Below are 17,195 nucleotides of genomic sequence, written 5' to 3'. Positions count from 1 at the left end.
TGCATTTTTTATTATAGAAAATACATGCAACCTAGGTTATAAGGTAAAGCAATAAAAAGTACGCATAATGATCTGCCTAATAAACTTAGTGAAGGTAAAGTAAGTTATACATATTAATAAATATTTATTAATATATATTTTTAATTTTATTAAAATTTTGTATATTAGATAATAGTATATCATCATAACAAACAATACACCAAAAACTAATAATAGCAAGTGCTATGAAAACATTTTATCTGAATTTGATTCTTGCATTAATGACAATACCAACGTTTGCTCAAAACACACTCCAACCTCCTATTCAAAATATTTCTACGGATAGTAGTGTGGTGTATCGACTTTTTGCTACACAAAATATGTATACGTTTATAAAACTAAACACAAGAAATGGACAAATGTGGCAAGTACAATGGAGTACAAAAGGAAGCCAATATAGATTCGAGACTACACTATCGGATATCTCTCGGGTAAGTAAAGATGAAGAAAAGAATGGCAGATTCTTTCTATATCCCACAAAAAACATATATAATTTCATTCTGCTTGACCAAATAGATGGTAGAATGTGGCAAGTACAATGGGGGGAAGAAGAAGAACGAATGGTAATTCCAATACATTAAATTATATGGTCTTGATTTAAAAAAGAAGATTTATCCAATGTTTGCCAGAAAACAAGCGGAAATTGGCATTAGAAAAATTAAATTTGGAAAAGAATGGCAAGCAAAGCATAAAAAACTTGGAATTGACTGACAACAAAAGTGCCTAACACACAACATCAGCTCCACGCAATGGCGGATTGACGAATTTTAAACAACCAAATTTCAACCCTCATTCAAGCCTTCACTAGCATACTACCTCTACCCTAACCATAGCAAAGCTTCAAAAACATCACCTCCCCTAATTTCCGCTTCTATGCGATACACCCCTCCGGCATAATGCATCCAGATTTTCCCATCAGTATGGGATGGATTAAGTAACTTTGCGCCCCTGCCCGTTCACCTCAAAAATCAGCAGCAATGACCATAAGAGAGCGCAACAAGGTAAGACTGGAACGCATTGCAGATATTGCTACCCGATGGATTGGCTCTACTGCATCGCTGATATTTCATACTATATTTTTCATTGTAGCATTTTTGCTTCCGGCGCTACATGTAATGAGCTTTGACCAAATGCTTCTGGTGCTTACCACCGTAGTATCGCTGGAAGCCATCTATCTAGCCATATTCATTCAAATGGCTGTAAATAAAAATACCAAAGACATCGAAATCATTCAGGAAGACGTGGAAGAAATTCAGGAAGATATTGAGGAAATTCAGGAAGATGTGGATGAGATTCAGGAAGACGTGGAAGAAATTCAGGAAGACCTTGATGAAATCCAAGAGGATGTGGAAGAGATCCAAGAAGATGTAGAAGAGCTACAAGAAGACTCAGATGAGGATGAAGACGCATACGGTACCCCCACCAAACCGCAGCCCTACTACCATGCCTCACAGGGGCCAAATGCTGCGCCATCCAATCAGCTAGCCCACATCGAGAACCTGCTGGTGCAATTACAAAAAGAAATAGCAGAATTGAAAAAACAGTAATACACGCTTTACCAGCCGCTGGCCAATACATCCGCCAGATGCATGGTTTTTATTTTATACCCTCTATTATCGATATATCCCTGCAAATGCATCAGGCAGGATAAATCGGTACTGATGATATAATCCGCCTCCGTATCCAAGGCATTCTCTACTTTTTGCTCGGCCATACCTATGGAGATGCCGGAATACTTTACAGCAAAGGTACCACCAAAACCACAACAGGTTTCTACATCCTTCATCTCACGCAATACCAGCCCACGCACATTCTCCAATAGCGTACGGGGGCCTTGCTTTATTTTACATTCTCGTAAGGCAGCACAGCTGTCGTGATAAGTAGCCAGCCCTTTTAATGTAGCGCCACAGTCTTGCACCTTTAATACATTGAGCAAAAACTCGGAGAACTCATAAGTTCGGCTGCGCAAGGATTTTACTTCGTTATGCAATGCAGACTCATTGAATAACTTGGGATAATAATTACGTACAAATCCCACACAGCTGGCGCTGGGGGCTACAATATATTCCGCTTGCTTAAAATCATTGATAAACTTAGTACACACGGCTTTAGACTCATTCCAAAATCCTGAGTTAAAAGCGGGCTGTCCGCAACAGGTTTGCTCTGGATTATAGTGCACCTTGCACCCAAAACGCTCCAACACCTTCACCATGTTAAACCCTGTTTCGGGAAACAGCTGATCCACAAAACATGGAATAAAAATATGTACGTTATGCATTTGTATTCATCTTTTCTGTCCCTCTCAATGAGCCTAATATTATTCCACCTCAATCATTTTATAAGCTGTAATAGCAGCTTCTTCGCCTTTATGGCCGTGTTTACCGCCCAGCCTGTCCAAGGCCTGCTCTACAGTATTTACGGTCAGTACCCCAAAAATGGTGGGCACAGGTAAGTGCAAATTCAGATGCAATATACCGTCAGCTACCATACGGCATACATAGTCGAAATGAGGGGTTTCGCCACGTATCACGCATCCCAATGCAATATAGGCATGTGGTTCATCCATCTTTTTTTTAGCCTTTGCCCAGTGTTTGTTGATGGCAAACGGAATTTCCACACTGCCGGGAACTACGATGGTTTCCACACGTGCATTGTTTTGCTGCAGTATCTTTAAACAACCGCGTTCGAGTTCATCTACAATATCTGCGTTCCACTCTGTTTTCACCAAAACAATAAAGGCATCCTGTTTAAAGATGCCCGTATTGATATTAACTAAGTTACTATTACCTAAAGAAGCCATTTTTTTAGTTTACGTTATAAACTCCTAATTGAGCCAGATATTTATCAGCCTCAAATCCGTATTGAGTACGGGGGAATTTCTCCTTTAACTCTTTATACAATTCGATAGCCTGATTCTTATTGTTCAGTACATGTTGGGCCAGAAATGCACCTCTGAACAATGCAGTAGAAGCTGTTTGCTGATCTTCTACAAAATGATTTGCTGCCTTTTTGTAGTACTCCAGCGCTTTGTCGCCTTTACCTAAATCACCATAGGCATCGCCCAGCAATAAATAAGCGCGCTGTTGTACGGGCTTAGAATCAGTGCTGAAATCTTCTAAGAACTTTATTGCTTTATCATTTTGATTCAGCTTGATATAGCACACCCCTGCATAAAATTTAGCCAGATTGCCGGCCGGAGTGCCACTATACGTACTAGCAATTTTTTCAAAACCCGGATTAACGCCATCGCCGTTTAAAGCCAGGTTGATAGAGTCCATACGGAAGTATTCCTCAGCCTTATAGCTTTTATCCAGCGCTTCGGCTATTTTAGGCTTGGTTACAAACTGCTGGTAAGCAAAAAAACCACCTATAGCCACAATCAATACACCCAAAATCAGACTGATGGTTTTACCGCTTTTCTCCCATAAGCCTTTTATCTTTTCCACAGAATCGTTGGTTGCAAGAGCCTCTTGTTCAACCGTTTTTTTAGTATTCGCTGCCATTTTATTTTACTTCTTCAATTTAGTAACTAGTCAACAATAAACGGATAGTGAGGATCTACGTAAACATCCTTCAGTACCTCATCGTCGTTCGGGAATGGGCTTTCTTCTGCAAATTTTACTGCAGCAGCAACCACCTCATCGCAACGGGCATCAATTTCTTTCAACGCCTCTTCGGTTGCGTATTTATTTTCAAGCATAGTTTTTCTGAGTACCTGAATGGGATCCTTTGATTTATAGTTTTCCACCTCATCCTTGGTACGATATTTCTGAGGGTCGCTGATGGAGTGTCCTTTGTAACGATAGGTTTTTATTTCCAGTAAGGTAGGACCACCTTTCTCACGTGCACGTTTTACGGCTTCTGCTACAGCTTCGTGAACGGTTTCGGGATTCATACCGTCAACAGCTTGGGAAGGCATCTCGTAGCTCAATCCTAACTTGGAAATATCGGTTACATTGGAAGTACGCTCTACGGAAGTACCCATGGCATACTGGTTATTTTCGCAGATATAAACAACCGGCAATTTCCACAGCATCGCAAGATTGAAACACTCGTGCAGGATACCCTGACGTGCTGCACCATCTCCAAAGAAGCAAAGTACTACATTGTCGGTGCCTTTATAATTTTCAGCAAAGGCCAGACCCGTACCGGTACCTATTTGGGCACCTACGATTCCATGACCTCCGTAGAAATTCTCTTTTTTACCAAAAAAGTGCATACTACCGCCTTTACCTTTGGCACAACCGGTAGCCTTACCATACAGCTCGGCCATACAACTTTCTACCGATATACCCTTGGCAATTGCCAAACCGTGGTCGCGATAGCCGGTTATAAAGATATCTTCGGGACGGGTAGCAGTCATACAACCTGCAGCAATAGCTTCCTGTCCTACATACGCGTGGAAAAACCCGCGTATTTTACCTTCCATCTTATATTTTTCTTCCGCTGTAAGCTCAAACTGACGAATTAACTGCATTAATTCGTACCAATATAAATACGTCTCTTTAGAAAATTTTGTTGCCACCTGCTATAAAATTTTTATTTCCGAAGAACCCCTTCGGGGACAGCAAAAGTAAGGGAAAAAATGATTTCATGCTAATTGTATAATGGCTATCTGATGGTTCCCTGCTTAAATAGGCTATTTCATTTGATTTTATGGATGTTATCTAAGAAAAACATTTCTAAAACTGCATGAGAAGAGCCCTCCGACCCGATTATTCACAATCCCTTTTTGTGATAAAAAACATTGACTGTTGGATAATATTTCACCCCCTTCGATATGAATATTTTTAATAATAAATAGAAAATTCTTAAGTTTATATATCTTCCGCCCTTAAGTTGAAGAGACACTCTGTTTCATTGCCCTGCTCGGTATACTTCTTAAGTAATTGCGGTAGACTTTTTAAAAAATAGATGAAATTAGCAGCAATAGATATCGGAAGTAATGCAGCCCGGCTCCTCATTGCCGATGTACTGCACTACAAAAACCAACCGCCGGAGTTTATCAAGTCCAACCTGGTGAGGGTTCCGCTACGCTTAGGTTTTGATGTATTTGAAACCGGAGCCATATCCCCGCTGAAGGCCCAACAACTCCTCGAAACCATTAAGGCTTACAAACTTTTGTTGAATGCTTACGGCATAAAATATGTAAAGGCTTGTGCTACCTCAGCCATGCGAGATGCCCAGAATTCTAAAGAGATTATCCAAAAAATTAAAGACGAAACCGGCATCGAAATCGAAATCATTTCCGGCGACCTTGAAGCTACCCTTATCTACGAAACCCACATTGCCGAAGGTTTAAACAAGGAAAATTTGCATATGTATATTGATGTGGGTGGTGGCAGTACCGAAATTACCTTTTTCCAAAATGGGGAACTTCTTTATAAGCACTCATTTAATATCGGCACCATCCGAATTCTGAAACAACAGGTAAAAGAAGCCCAATGGGAAGAGATAAAAGACTACATCCGCACGCACACAAGACATGAAAAGAAAATTGTCGCCATTGGGTCGGGAGGTAATATTAACAAAGTATTTTCCCTCTCAAAGAAGAAAGAAGGTAGACCTCTCCCCCACTCCCTACTACGAGATTATTATAAAGAACTGAGCCATCTTACCGTACAAGAAAGAATGCGATTATATAAAATGCGAGAAGATCGAGCCGATGTGATTGTACCTGCGCTTCTTATCTATACCAATATTTTAAAATGGGCAGGCGCTACCGAAATTCTAATTCCTAAAATAGGCTTGGTAGACGGACTCGTACGCACCCTTTATGAAGATATTTTGCATAATTTATAATGCGAAACCCTAACTTAGTCCTCCAATTATAGTTTGATTTCCTCATTATAAATTAAGTAGAAAAAAGTGTCTGTAAATAAAGAAGTAAAACGAGTTACCACCAATACACTGGTGAAGATGAAAGCAGCGGGGGAAAAAATAAGCATGCTTACCGCTTATGACTTTTCCTTCGCACGTATTATGGACCAAGCTGGTATTGATGTTATTCTGGTAGGCGATTCGGCATCGAATGTGATGGCCGGGCACGAAACTACATTGCCCATCACACTGGATCAAATGATTTATCATGCCGCATCAGTGATTCGAGGTATTAAAAGATGTTTGGTTGTTGTAGACCTCCCCTTCGGCACGTATCAATCTAATTCAGAAATCGCACTGGCTTCCGCCATCAGAATCATGAAAGAAACCGGAGCACATGCCATTAAAATGGAAGGAGGAGCAGAAGTTATCGAATCTGTCAAAAAAATCGTCAGCGCCGGTATTCCGGTCATGGGACATCTCGGACTTACTCCACAGTCCATTTATAAATTCGGTACCTACAGCGTGAGAGCACAAGAAAAAGCCGAGGCAGATAAACTCAAAGCTGATGCTAAATTATTGCAAGAAGCAGGTTGCTTTGCTCTCGTGCTAGAAAAAATCCCCGCATTATTGGCTAAAGAAGTAGCAGAAAGCCTACATATACCGGTGATTGGCATCGGTGCGGGAAAATACTGCGACGGACAGGTGCTGGTAATGCACGATATGCTGGGTATTAATACAGAGTTCAAACCCAAGTTCCTAAGACAGTACCTGAACTTGTTTGAACTCACTACGGAGGCAGTAAAATCCTATATCCACGATGTTAAGAGCGGCGACTTCCCCAACGAGAAGGAGCAATACTAATCCGAAATAATTTTATCGCGTGTAAAGGTATTATTTACGGTACGCCAGATCCCCAACGGATTTTCATCTTTGAGGGCATCGGGCAACAAATGATTGGGCCAGTTTTGAAATGCAACCGGTCTGGTAAACCTTTTAATACCGTCTGCTCCTACGGATGTAAAACGAGAATCGGTAGTAGCCGGGAAAGGTCCTCCGTGCTGCATCGCTAAGCATACTTCTACCCCTGTAGGTACACCGTTTAAAATAAAACGCCCGCACAGATTCTGTATTTGGCTTACCAGTTCTTCGTTATTGATAACATCGTTGTCCGTAGCAATTAATGTTGAAGTGAGCTGCCCTTCCAGACAGCGGGCTACAGCCATCATCTCCGCAATATTCCGACATTTCACAATCAGCGAATAGGGGCCAAACACTTCTTCATGCAGTATAGGATTATTGATGAAGGCTTCAGCAGAAGTTGCAGCCAAAGTAGGATAACCTTCATTTTCTTTGGGAGAGGTTTGTGACACAGCCAGAAGTTCTACATGAGATTGCGACAAGGCGTTACTTCTCTTATTGTAAAAATTCTCACAAATGCCTTGATGTAGCATAGGCTCCGGCAAAACGCCAGAGATTTCCTTACTCAGCACCTCTATAAATATGTTTAAATCTTCATTATCGATGCCAATAAGCAATCCGGGATTCGTACAAAACTGTCCGACATTTAGAGTGATGGATGCCCCATATTGTTTGGCTACTTCGGCTGCCGATTCTTTCATTTTTTCGGGCAATAAGAATACCGGATTGATACTTCCCATTTCGGCAAATACAGGAATAGGTTCTTTACGCTGATGTGCCCAGTCGAACAACTGCTTTCCTCCCTGAAACGAACCGGTAAATCCTACTGCCTTTGTATGAGGATGCATGACTAACGCTTTCCCTACCTCAAACGATGCACCACGTATATGTGCAAATATACCATCGGGCATATGGCATGCTTTTGCTGCAGCTAGAATAGCTTCTGCGGCCAGTTCACTCGTCTTGATATGAGCCGGATGCCCCTTTACCACTACCGGACATCCCGCGGCTAATGCACAAGCCGTATCTCCTCCCGCAGTAGAGTAGGCAAAGGGGAAATTGGAGGCGCCAAAAACTACTACCGGGCCGAGCGGCACCTGCATCTTTCTTAAATCGGGTTTGGCTGGCATCCGATTAGAATCAGCCGTATCAACGCGCGCTTCTAGCCAGTCGCCTCTTTCACATGCATCTGCATAAGAAGTAAGTTGGAAAGTAGTTCTTTTTAATTCAGATTGTAGCCGCTCTATAGGCAGATGCGTCTCCGCTGCTGCGGTTGCAATTAGCAACTCCGATCGTTTTTCTAACTCCGCAGCTATGGTACGCATAAAATGCGCACGCTCACGAAGGGAATATTTTTTGTATACATGAAAAGCACGCCAGGCACTTTCCATACATTTCTCGATTTCGGGCATTGGAGTATCGTCTTTCATGTTTTATACTTTTCACGAGTGGAAGTTATGATGATATAACAAAATCCTTCATTTATGAAGCACGATGAAAAGGTAACTATATTAAGAATAATAATTTTTCGGTCAAATTTAAAGGATAGCAAATTCGACACTATTAAAGTCCTCCCACGGTAAACACCAGCCTAGCATTATATGTGCCGGAGGGTATAAGAATAGACACACCCGAAAGGCTTAATTGGATTCCAATATCGCTATAGGAAGCTAAAGCTAACACAGCCTGAATTCGGTATAGTTCTATATCCGTAACTCCCACAGGCTGGTAGGCTGTACCTCCTGAAATTGAGCAAAGCAAGCAAAGCGTGGAACCATTACTTGTCCTTCTGATAGACAAGTTTAAATTACTATTCCAAGTAGGGTCGGGCTCGTAATGCACGGATACTTTCGCACTTCCTAAGAGTAATGGTACTGACGTATTGTGTGTGATTTGGTTACTTACACTTTCATAAGTACCCGCATAATCATTACCTGCCTCTGTTATATTGGGCACCGGCACATTCCAATGCGTTCCATTTACCACTAAAGTTTGAGCAAATAGTTGTCGGCAGGTAAGAACTATTAATAAACAACAGCATACTCGGATGATATATAGATTGGTTTGACTTCGCATGGTAAACACTAATTTGAACTAATGGTATAGGTTACAGTAACCTGCGTATTAGTTTGTGCCGACAGATTACTATAATTATTAGGCACAACAGAAATGGTAAGCTGATGCCCGTTCCCTACTCCATTGCCTGTGTACGAACGGCCAATACCGCTAATAATAACTGTTGGTGTGGTGGTAAGTGTGATCAACCCTGCAGGAGTTCCCCTAGTACCCCCACCGGCACCAGATGCAGCAGCAGCCTGTAACCGTATATTTATTCCCGGTATTGTCTGATTTATAGACGCTGTAATTATCCTAGAGCTGCCACTAGTCCCATATGCCGACGTATAATTGATCCATTTGCTGGTATTAGGAGTAGGATTGGATAAGGGCAAACCAGCTTCTGTAGGCTTAGTAAAACTCAGCGTGATGGGGCCTGCAGGTTCAATATCCAATAATGCTATAGCGGGCAATGTTACACTAACATTTCTACTACCCGATGTCTGCGCATAGAGGCTCCCCCCAAAAAATGAAAACACTAAAACCAATATGAAGCCCACTCGCAGCATACTTTATTTACTTCCTTGATAAGTTATTTTTATACTCTCTTGTTGATACTTTATTTCACCTCTTTGACGCACCACAATAATATCCAGATACTGCATATCTCCCGCCTTTAGTACTATGCTTTGCGCTCCGGTAATAATTTTATATTCTTTTTCCCATCCGTTAGGATATACTTTTATATCCCAAGTGCCAGGACGCAAATACGTAAAATCAAAAGGCTTATTAAATAAACAGATCTTTCTGTAAACTTCTTTACCATTGGACGCTTCAATAATAACGCCATAATTCTTGTCCTTATTATTATTGAAAGCAATGGGACTGGCGTTCCGTTCTTCAACCTTCACCATTCCTTTAATACTACTGGCAACGGTCATACCAAAATTAAATACATTTTCCTTGCCACTAAGTTGTAAAGGAACAGGCAGCTGAACATCTGGTATATCATTAATGTTAATAGAAGTACGATCTATTTCTAATACATAATCGCCTGGCACTACATTTTTAAATATATAATTACCGAATCTATCCGTTAGCGCTATATGATTCCCAAGCATTAAGCGTAGGCCTTCGGTTTTAGCCACCCCCAGATTCCTGACATTACCGTAAAGACTGGTATAGCTTGCTGTTTTTTGTACCGGAATATTAAGACGATAAGTGTATTTAAGGGAAACAATAAAATCTTTTTTCCCTGTTTCCCCGCGTTGTAATACATACCTCCCAGATAAATCAAGATAATGTTTGGATGATAACCTTTGATGCAGCGACACCTCCATTAAGTTACGATCTGCATAGTACTCCTCAGGCTGATAGTTATTCTGGTAAAATATACCTAGCTGTGTATTATCAGAGAAACGACTGAATGTTCTTATACCATAGTAAAGCGTCTTATATTCCTTTAGTTGATAACGTGCTGTTTGCATGTAACTAGCAAACAGATTAAACGATGTTTTTAGCTTTTGAAAAGAGAGATTAGTAGTATAATATTGAGAAGTACCTTTATATCCCAGTAAATAATTTGTAGTCCTTCCCAACTGCCCTTCTACATTAAAGTTCAGGAAAGCCATTTTCTGCTCGATAGTAACCCTAGCAAACGCTTCTCGATAATCAAATAGCTTAGGCTCTAGTCGGTCCTGATATCTTTGTATACCCGACAATAAAGATAAAGCTCCATGCTTTGCATATTTGTAGCTTGCGCCATACTGCTGATATTCTCTGTATGGTACGGATAAAGTAAACGTATCTCTTTGAATATTTTTAGCATCTTGAACATAGCTTGCGCTCAACGTAATTCTTTTGGAGAGCAGGTATCGCAAATATCCGTTAAACATACTGGCATTACTAAAATACCCCGCATAAAACGGACTGGTTTTAATATAGCTAAGATTACCACTCAGCGACTTTAGATAATGGCTTTGCAGCTGTACCATGTACCCGCTGCCATTATGCATGCCTGTATGGCTGTACGAAGCTTCTGCCAGTATCTTAAAATATTTCAAAGACTGAATATTGGCTTTCACATAGGGCAAGTGGGCTCTTTCGGAAACTCTGGCTGCATTATAGCCCATTTTTGTACTATCATCTTGCGGTATCTTATACAAATAACCTGCAGTAATATCATCTTCCTTATTTATATGAACAGTAGAGTATACGTTAAACTCATCTCGGATATCAGCAAAAAATCTGGGATGATTGTAAAAACCTCCCAACGATACATTTTTAAATCGGTACTGCAATGCTGCACCTCTACCATACCGGGAAAACTCCGTAAGCATCGAAGAAGCATACACTTTATCGCCCAAATGCACATACCACCTATCGTTCTTATAGTTAATAAAATATTCTTCGTATTGTGTAAAGATGTTGAACTTTACAGGATTGGGCGATACAGCTCTGAAGCTTAGCAAATCGCTGTTTTTATTATTCAGGCTTCCGCTACCACGAATCTCTCCTTGAAAACCTCCGGAGTACACGCCTTTATCCTGCATCCCAATATAAGCACCGGAAATATAAACAGGTAGACGATGATAGATATCGTTACTCGCTGGTTTCACAGAAATAAGAGTTGTATGAGTGCCTGTATGCCATTTGCTCAAGCTATCGGTTAAAGAATGAGCAGTCAATCTGAGATAATATATACCATTGTTGGGTAGATTGATATCGGTATTTTTCACAACCTCAATAATCCGTACTTCTCCGGGTTGGAGATGAACGGTATCTATGCCCTCGATTAAGTCAGCATTAGTTTCAAACCGTAAGTACTCCGCAACATTCCCTTGATTCTTTATCTGAAAACTTGCTCTAAGCACCTGCCCGGCTCTTAAATACTGAGGGGCTTCAATATTGTGTAGGCTGATATTTTTTATTGAGCTAACGACAATTTGAGAGTGCTTTTCAATAACTGAATTAGTAGTTCTATCTGTAAGAATTAAGGTGACTTGATATTTACCTGCAGCAGTTTTTGAGGAAACCTTGACGGGCAATATGTACACTTTAGATTCGCGCGCCAGCACCTCTATACTATCTTTCCGAATTACGGCTTCGATCGTAGGATCAGCAGTACGGGCTGCAATATCATAGATCTTATTTTGCTCACTGGTATTTTCTATATTAAAGGATATAAGTGCTATCTTCCCTGGGAGTAGCAGTTCTTTCTTCTCATCTTTTTCTGTAAAAAGATTTTGAGAAAAAACAGATACAGGAAGCAGTATAAAAAAAGAAATATACCAGAGGTTAATCATCCTTTATATCCAATTCGGCGTTTAGCGCAAAAGCATTTTCATCTTCATCAACAGCCATAATCACCGAAGTGTACTGACCTCTAGGCACCGAGCTAATATCAATAAAGAAAGATTTGGAATTACCGGGTAACAAGCTCATAGGTACGCTTTGATAAGTACCTATTTTCTGACCGTTTCTGCGATCATAGAGATCCGCACTCACTATAGACTTACAAAACACACTACCAAAATTTGAAACAGCTACTTTTAGAATTCTGTTGTTTTGTTCTTTCTCTACCTTTATATGCTCAAATTTCAAGTTAGGCTTAAGTTCATCAGTATTATAATTGGTAATGATTTGAATAGCATACCGCACCACGGAGTGAATGGTTATCCCTTTCCCGATTTTATCGGGTTCTATAGGATTTTCAGGCTCTATGATAATTACCGACCAATAGCTGCTGGCCTCTCTGAGGTTTTGAGGCACCCATATTTCATACGGGAGATCTGCTTTCTCTCCAGCTTGTAATGTCAGCTGCGTTCCGCCCAGCCGAATCCACGCTGCATTGGAATGGTCATGCGATTGGGGATTCGTATAATAAATTTCACCTGACCATTTGTAACGAACATCCTGCATGTACACCTTTACATTTTGAGGCGCCTTTGCAGTATTTTCTAGGCTTATCACACCTTTATAAACCTCTCCACTCTTTACTTTAAAAATATGAGTGAGCCCGTTATGGATTACAATTCCGGCATGTGCCCACACACCCAATAAAAGACATGCTATAAAAAGCACAAAGCGGCTTACCATAACTAAAAAAATTATAAAAGGCCCAAAGGCCTTATAAGTTTAGTAAAATTGACTTATATGTTTTCCTAGACTTAGTTGTCGGAAATGGTATAAACAACAGTAGCCGAAGTAGTACTCGCTTCCAAATCTGCATAGCTAGCAGTAGCACTACCCACCTCTAGTTCGTAAGTCAAGTTATGCCCGTTGTTGGCACCATTGCCAGTATAAGCACTACCAATACCTGTAATAATAGGCTGATCGGTTGCTGTAAGCACCAAAGATGCAGAAGGTGTTCCTAATGTACCATCTCCTGATCCTGCTGCAGCCGCAGCTGTAACCTTGATATCCACACCGGTCACCAAAGCATTTAATTTTACACTGATAGTGCGAGTAGGATTAGAAGCATCTTTAATTGAAGAATAGTTCAACCATAACGTATTATTGGGAGTAGGCGCCTCTATAGGCAAACCGGCCTCAGTAGGAGCTGTAAAATTCATCGTAATGTTTTTACTAGCACTGGGCTCAATATCAACTAATGCCACTGAAGGAATGGTAATACCAATAGTGTGGTTGTCTGTTTGCGTATCCTGGGCCATTGCAAATGCTGGAGCGAGGGCGCAGAGTAAAACGAGTAGCTTGGATTTAGACATATTTAGATGTTTATTGTAATGTAAAAATGAGGGCTGTGATTTTTTATTCAAAAACAGGGTATCTATTCTCATAAACAATTCAAAAGCCTAGTATCTGATACAAAATTATAAAAAGTATTTAGAAAAGTACAATTAATCTTATACAATAAAAATGGAGGGATATCTCTTTCTAACATAAATTCAATGTTTTCTCCTTCCACCTCAACGAGATATCACTCAAACTACACCATCAATGTAGGGTAAGAAACCATTTAGACCTAAAACAACTGATTGAAACCGTACATCATGTTTGAAGGAGGAAACAGAATGGAGGGCATGAATTTAAAAATCATCTTTTCTATAAAAAAAGGACCACTTTTTGTGGTCCTTTTGCGGACCGGACGGGACTCGAACCCGCGACCTCCGCCGTGACAGGGCGGCATTCTAACCAACTGAACTACCGATCCTTGAAATTGGGAGTGCAAATATAGGAGAGTTTTTTTAACTACCAAACTTCTATCAAAAAAAATCTATTTTTTTTATCTTGAGCCTAGTATGAAACTATCAGTCATTCTACAAAATGCGTATAGCAAAGAACAGGCTACACAAATTGTAAAGTGGGTCGGCAGTAACCAACAACGCTTTGACGAGTTGCTGCACTGGTTTTTAAGCGATGATAACAAAATAGTACAGCGGGCCGCATGGCCATTAAGCTACTGCATCGCCCAGCATCCCCAACTCATCAATAAACATTATGATACACTAATTGCTCAATTACAAGCTAGTGATAAACCCTCCGCTGTTAGGAGAAATATTTTACGAGCATTTGATCAAATTCCTCAAATTCCCGAAAAGTATCATGGTATCATCATGGATGCATGCTTTAGATATATTGAAGACCCCGAAGAAACTATTGCATCGCAAGCCTTTGCTTTAGGTATTTTAGCAAAACTCTCTAAACTATATCCCGAAATCAGACAGGAACTATGTACCATTATTGAAAGCCGGCTCCCCTATGCCACACCTGCATTTAAATCACGTGCCAAAAAAATTCTCAGTGGTAAATGGTAATCATCATTATGTTAAAATCAAATAAAATATAGAACTGAGGCCGATTTTGACAAGTGATAGCCCTACTTTTGCGGACAAAAAACAGGTCTTGAGAAGATTTAGTTTATACATCGTATCGGCTTTATTTTTGATTGGTTGTAAATCGCAGGGGTCTAAACCATCCGCTAGTTCCACCGACTCCTCATCATTGGTAGTCATAGCTCCTGAGAAATTGAGTGCTGAGGACATTACCCGATACCGTACGGCATTGGAAGACCTCTTCGACCGTAAATTGCTTAACGATTATTTCAATGGAGCTGTTATTGTTGCCAAAGGAGGAACTATTCTTTACGAAAATTATGTAGGATATACCAACCCTCGTACCAAAGAAGAAGCTATCACCGACACCACAGCTTTTCATTTAGCATCTACCAGTAAACCTTTTACCGGTATGGCGATCCTGAGATTGGTACAGGAAGGCAGAATTAAATTGGAGGATGATCTCACCAAATACTTTCCGGAGTTCCCATATCCCAACATTACCGTCAAGGACCTGCTATGTCATCGCAGCGGGCTTCCCAACTATCTTTATTTCATGGATGATAAAACGAAATGGCCTGCGGACAAAATGGTGAGCAATCAAGATGTTTTAGACTTCATGATACAACATAAGCCAGCAATAAGTTACAAGCCCAATACACGTTTTAACTATTGTAATACCAACTATGTATTGCTAGCACTAATATTGGAGAAAGTAACCAATATTCCCTACCCACAATATCTAAAACAAACAATTTTTGAGCCACTGGGTATGCACCACACATTCGTGTATACTCCCGCAGATAGCGGCAGAGCCATCTTCTCTTACCGGCCTTCCGGAGCTTTGTGGGAATTAGACATCTTCGATAATACCTACGGCGATAAGAATATTTATAGCACCCCCCGAGATATGCTGAAATGGGATGCAGCTTTGTACGACGATCGATTCATTAGTCAAGCTCTATTGGATTCAGCCTATCAGCCGCAGAGTCATGAAAGACCTTCCATCCACAATTACGGCTTGGGTTGGCGTATGCTCAATCTGCCTAACGGTAAAAACGTCATTTACCACAATGGCAAATGGCATGGTTTTACTCCTGCGTTTGCCCGACTTTTGGACGAGAAAGCAGTAATTGTTATTCTTGGAAACAAATACAATCAGAATATTTATAATGTAGCCAAGATGGCCTATAATGTATTCGGCGATTATATGCAAGATGAAGGTAGTGAGGACCCCGACTCCACTCCTCCCCCGACCGTGGTGAAGAGAGTTCCTAATAGCAATGTGAAGAAAACCGCAGCTAGCAATGCCACTAAAAATAAAGTGGCCGCCACCAGCACCTCAAAAAAAACTGTAGCATCCCGAAAATCAACCACTCAAAACTTACAAAACAATAATATCAAGAAAACCGCTACAGTAAATAAAAAGAGCTCCTCAACAAATAAAAAAAGTAGCAACTCCAAACAACAATCTCGAACGGTGCCACAAAAATCAAAAAAATAGTAGGTGCATTAGAGCTTTGCAGAAGGCTGATACATCATTAGCTCCTCAAGCAAGTTTTCTATTTGAGCATAAGGATATTTATGGACTAAGAAAAAGTGATTGGCATTTGCATTGGGGTTCCAAATATTACTACCATCCTTACTAACTTCAATCTTACCAGGTCCTATTACATAAAAATACTTTTCGGGTGTGCGTACGGCACATAACACGGCTGTTTGATCCCAAGATTGCCGACCGTTACCCTTTTCTGGCACCGCACTAAAATTGATAGCATATCCCATGCCTATAGGGGTTTGAGGGAATTGCTCAGCCAGACGTTTTCCTGTACGAATACGGGAACCTATATCAAATCCACTGAAAACAATAGGCACGTCTTGAGGCCATAGCGCCAAAGCCTGGTAAGCAGCAGTAGTGTCCTTGTAAACATTAAATTCTCTTCCTTGCGGGAAATCCGCCGCCATAGCTACCCATTGCTTTACCTTCTTCTTCACCAAATCTACCCCCGAAAGCTTAGAATAAGTGTCAGGCTCTGAATGCAATAAATCGTTGATGTTTGACAAAAAACCTACCGTAACAATGGTTACCGATCGATCCGGTTGCTGTGATAAAATACGGCGATAAATTTCTACTGCATACGGATATTGCTTACTCCGTAGCTCAGGAGCAAAGCGTTGAATCAGCGCTTCATTCCACCCGCTTTTGTGCGTAAATGCCGGTGCTGTGGGGCCAGCTATCCCTACAGGAACCTCTCCCCTGTTAAAATATCTATTTAACAACTCAATGGTTGGCGCTATGGCTGGGCGCCCGTTGCTAGATAAGGTGGCTAGCACCTTACACTCTTTTCGAGCTTCTAATGCATAGAGTACGGCAATAGCACCTAAATCGTCATAATCCGGTCCCATATCAGTATCAAAAATGATTGCAGGAACAGCTTTAGTGCGCTGCGCATCTATACAGTTAGTGAAACTCATAAGCAGGAGTAGCCATGAGAGACATAATAAAATTCTTTTCATTTTTAAGTATTTGAGCAATCGTTAATAAAAGGTAAGTACTGTAAAAGA

17 protein-coding genes and 1 tRNA gene are annotated in these 17,195 nt (G+C 40.7%); 6 read left to right on the top strand and 12 right to left on the bottom strand.

Features of this window, described 5'->3' with window-relative positions; genetic code table 11:
* The first annotated feature begins 260 nt into the window (after positions 1-260).
* Positions 261-620 carry a hypothetical protein gene (locus tag PIECOFPK_RS08040; RefSeq protein WP_409965548.1) on the top strand — a complete coding sequence of 120 codons (360 nt, stop codon included), beginning with the start codon at positions 261-263 and terminating at the stop codon, positions 618-620.
* 396 nt (positions 621-1,016) lie between these two features.
* Positions 1,017-1,586, top strand: coding sequence for a hypothetical protein (locus PIECOFPK_RS08035; RefSeq protein WP_330974206.1), 570 nt, complete (start codon positions 1,017-1,019; stop codon positions 1,584-1,586).
* Between the two features lie 8 nt (positions 1,587-1,594).
* Here the strand turns inward: PIECOFPK_RS08035 and PIECOFPK_RS08030 are convergent, their stop codons facing one another.
* From PIECOFPK_RS08030 to pdhA, 4 genes are read right to left on the bottom strand one after another with little or no spacing between them, the layout of a single operon-like run.
* Complete coding sequence (locus PIECOFPK_RS08030) at positions 1,595-2,317, bottom strand: (Fe-S)-binding protein (protein WP_409965547.1); 723 nt, start codon at positions 2,315-2,317, stop codon at positions 1,595-1,597.
* 39 nt (positions 2,318-2,356) lie between these two features.
* Positions 2,357-2,839 carry a 6,7-dimethyl-8-ribityllumazine synthase gene (ribH, locus tag PIECOFPK_RS08025; RefSeq protein ID WP_330974208.1) on the bottom strand — a complete coding sequence of 161 codons (483 nt, stop codon included), beginning with the start codon at positions 2,837-2,839 and terminating at the stop codon, positions 2,357-2,359.
* 4 nt (positions 2,840-2,843) lie between these two features.
* A complete protein-coding gene (locus tag PIECOFPK_RS08020; RefSeq protein ID WP_409965546.1) occupies positions 2,844-3,542 on the bottom strand; it encodes a tetratricopeptide repeat protein in 699 nt (232 codons plus the stop codon).
* A gap of 26 nt (positions 3,543-3,568) precedes the next feature.
* A complete protein-coding gene (gene pdhA / locus PIECOFPK_RS08015; protein WP_330974210.1) occupies positions 3,569-4,564 on the bottom strand; it encodes a pyruvate dehydrogenase (acetyl-transferring) E1 component subunit alpha in 996 nt (331 codons plus the stop codon).
* 389 nt (positions 4,565-4,953) lie between these two features.
* Between pdhA and PIECOFPK_RS08010 the strand changes: the two genes are divergently transcribed.
* Positions 4,954-5,841, top strand: a complete 888-nt coding sequence (locus PIECOFPK_RS08010) for an exopolyphosphatase (protein WP_409965545.1) — start codon at positions 4,954-4,956, stop codon at positions 5,839-5,841.
* Positions 5,842-5,907: 66 nt separating this feature from the next.
* Complete coding sequence (gene panB, locus PIECOFPK_RS08005; protein WP_330974212.1) at positions 5,908-6,723, top strand: 3-methyl-2-oxobutanoate hydroxymethyltransferase; 816 nt, start codon at positions 5,908-5,910, stop codon at positions 6,721-6,723.
* Here panB and PIECOFPK_RS08000 read toward each other — a convergent pair.
* The 7 genes from PIECOFPK_RS08000 to PIECOFPK_RS07970 all read right to left on the bottom strand — a co-directional run bounded on the left by PIECOFPK_RS08000 (position 6,720) and on the right by PIECOFPK_RS07970 (position 14,008).
* The gene (locus PIECOFPK_RS08000; RefSeq protein ID WP_409965544.1) at positions 6,720-8,210 is read right to left on the bottom strand and encodes an aldehyde dehydrogenase (NADP(+)); all 1,491 of its coding nucleotides are present in this window, start codon (positions 8,208-8,210) and stop codon (positions 6,720-6,722) included. The genes panB and PIECOFPK_RS08000 overlap by 4 nt on opposite strands.
* A 133-nt stretch (positions 8,211-8,343) precedes the next feature.
* Complete coding sequence (locus PIECOFPK_RS07995) at positions 8,344-8,856, bottom strand: hypothetical protein (RefSeq protein ID WP_330974214.1); 513 nt, start codon at positions 8,854-8,856, stop codon at positions 8,344-8,346.
* 8 nt (positions 8,857-8,864) lie between these two features.
* A complete protein-coding gene (locus PIECOFPK_RS07990) occupies positions 8,865-9,395 on the bottom strand; it encodes a hypothetical protein (RefSeq protein WP_409965543.1) in 531 nt (176 codons plus the stop codon).
* Between the two features lie 12 nt (positions 9,396-9,407).
* Positions 9,408-12,140, bottom strand: coding sequence for a hypothetical protein (locus PIECOFPK_RS07985; RefSeq protein WP_409965542.1), 2,733 nt, complete (start codon positions 12,138-12,140; stop codon positions 9,408-9,410).
* Positions 12,133-12,933 carry a WxL protein host-binding domain-containing protein gene (locus PIECOFPK_RS07980; protein WP_409965541.1) on the bottom strand — a complete coding sequence of 267 codons (801 nt, stop codon included), beginning with the start codon at positions 12,931-12,933 and terminating at the stop codon, positions 12,133-12,135. The genes PIECOFPK_RS07985 and PIECOFPK_RS07980 overlap by 8 nt, the downstream gene beginning before the upstream one ends.
* A gap of 71 nt (positions 12,934-13,004) precedes the next feature.
* Complete coding sequence (locus PIECOFPK_RS07975) at positions 13,005-13,562, bottom strand: hypothetical protein (RefSeq protein WP_409965540.1); 558 nt, start codon at positions 13,560-13,562, stop codon at positions 13,005-13,007.
* A gap of 372 nt (positions 13,563-13,934) precedes the next feature.
* Positions 13,935-14,008, bottom strand: a tRNA-Asp gene (locus tag PIECOFPK_RS07970).
* Positions 14,009-14,096: 88 nt separating this feature from the next.
* Between PIECOFPK_RS07970 and PIECOFPK_RS07965 the strand changes: the two genes are divergently transcribed.
* On the top strand, positions 14,097-14,612 hold the full coding sequence (locus tag PIECOFPK_RS07965; RefSeq protein WP_330974219.1) for a hypothetical protein: 516 nt from the start codon (positions 14,097-14,099) through the stop codon (positions 14,610-14,612).
* Between the two features lie 88 nt (positions 14,613-14,700).
* Positions 14,701-16,134 (top strand): serine hydrolase domain-containing protein, encoded by a 1,434-nt coding sequence (locus tag PIECOFPK_RS07960; protein WP_330974220.1) that lies wholly within the window; start codon positions 14,701-14,703, stop codon positions 16,132-16,134.
* Between the two features lie 8 nt (positions 16,135-16,142).
* Here PIECOFPK_RS07960 and PIECOFPK_RS07955 read toward each other — a convergent pair whose 3' ends face one another.
* Entirely contained in the window at positions 16,143-17,147 is a 1,005-nt protein-coding gene (locus tag PIECOFPK_RS07955; RefSeq protein ID WP_409965539.1) for a nucleoside hydrolase, read from the bottom strand.
* Positions 17,148-17,195 lie beyond the last annotated feature (48 nt).

It is taken from the genome of Chitinophagaceae bacterium C216 (assembly GCA_028485475.2).
In the GTDB taxonomy this organism is placed as follows: Bacteria; Bacteroidota; Bacteroidia; order Chitinophagales; family Chitinophagaceae; genus Niabella; species Niabella composti.
Note: the sequence above shows the minus strand (reverse complement) of the source record. Positions and strands in the feature narration are given on the sequence as shown.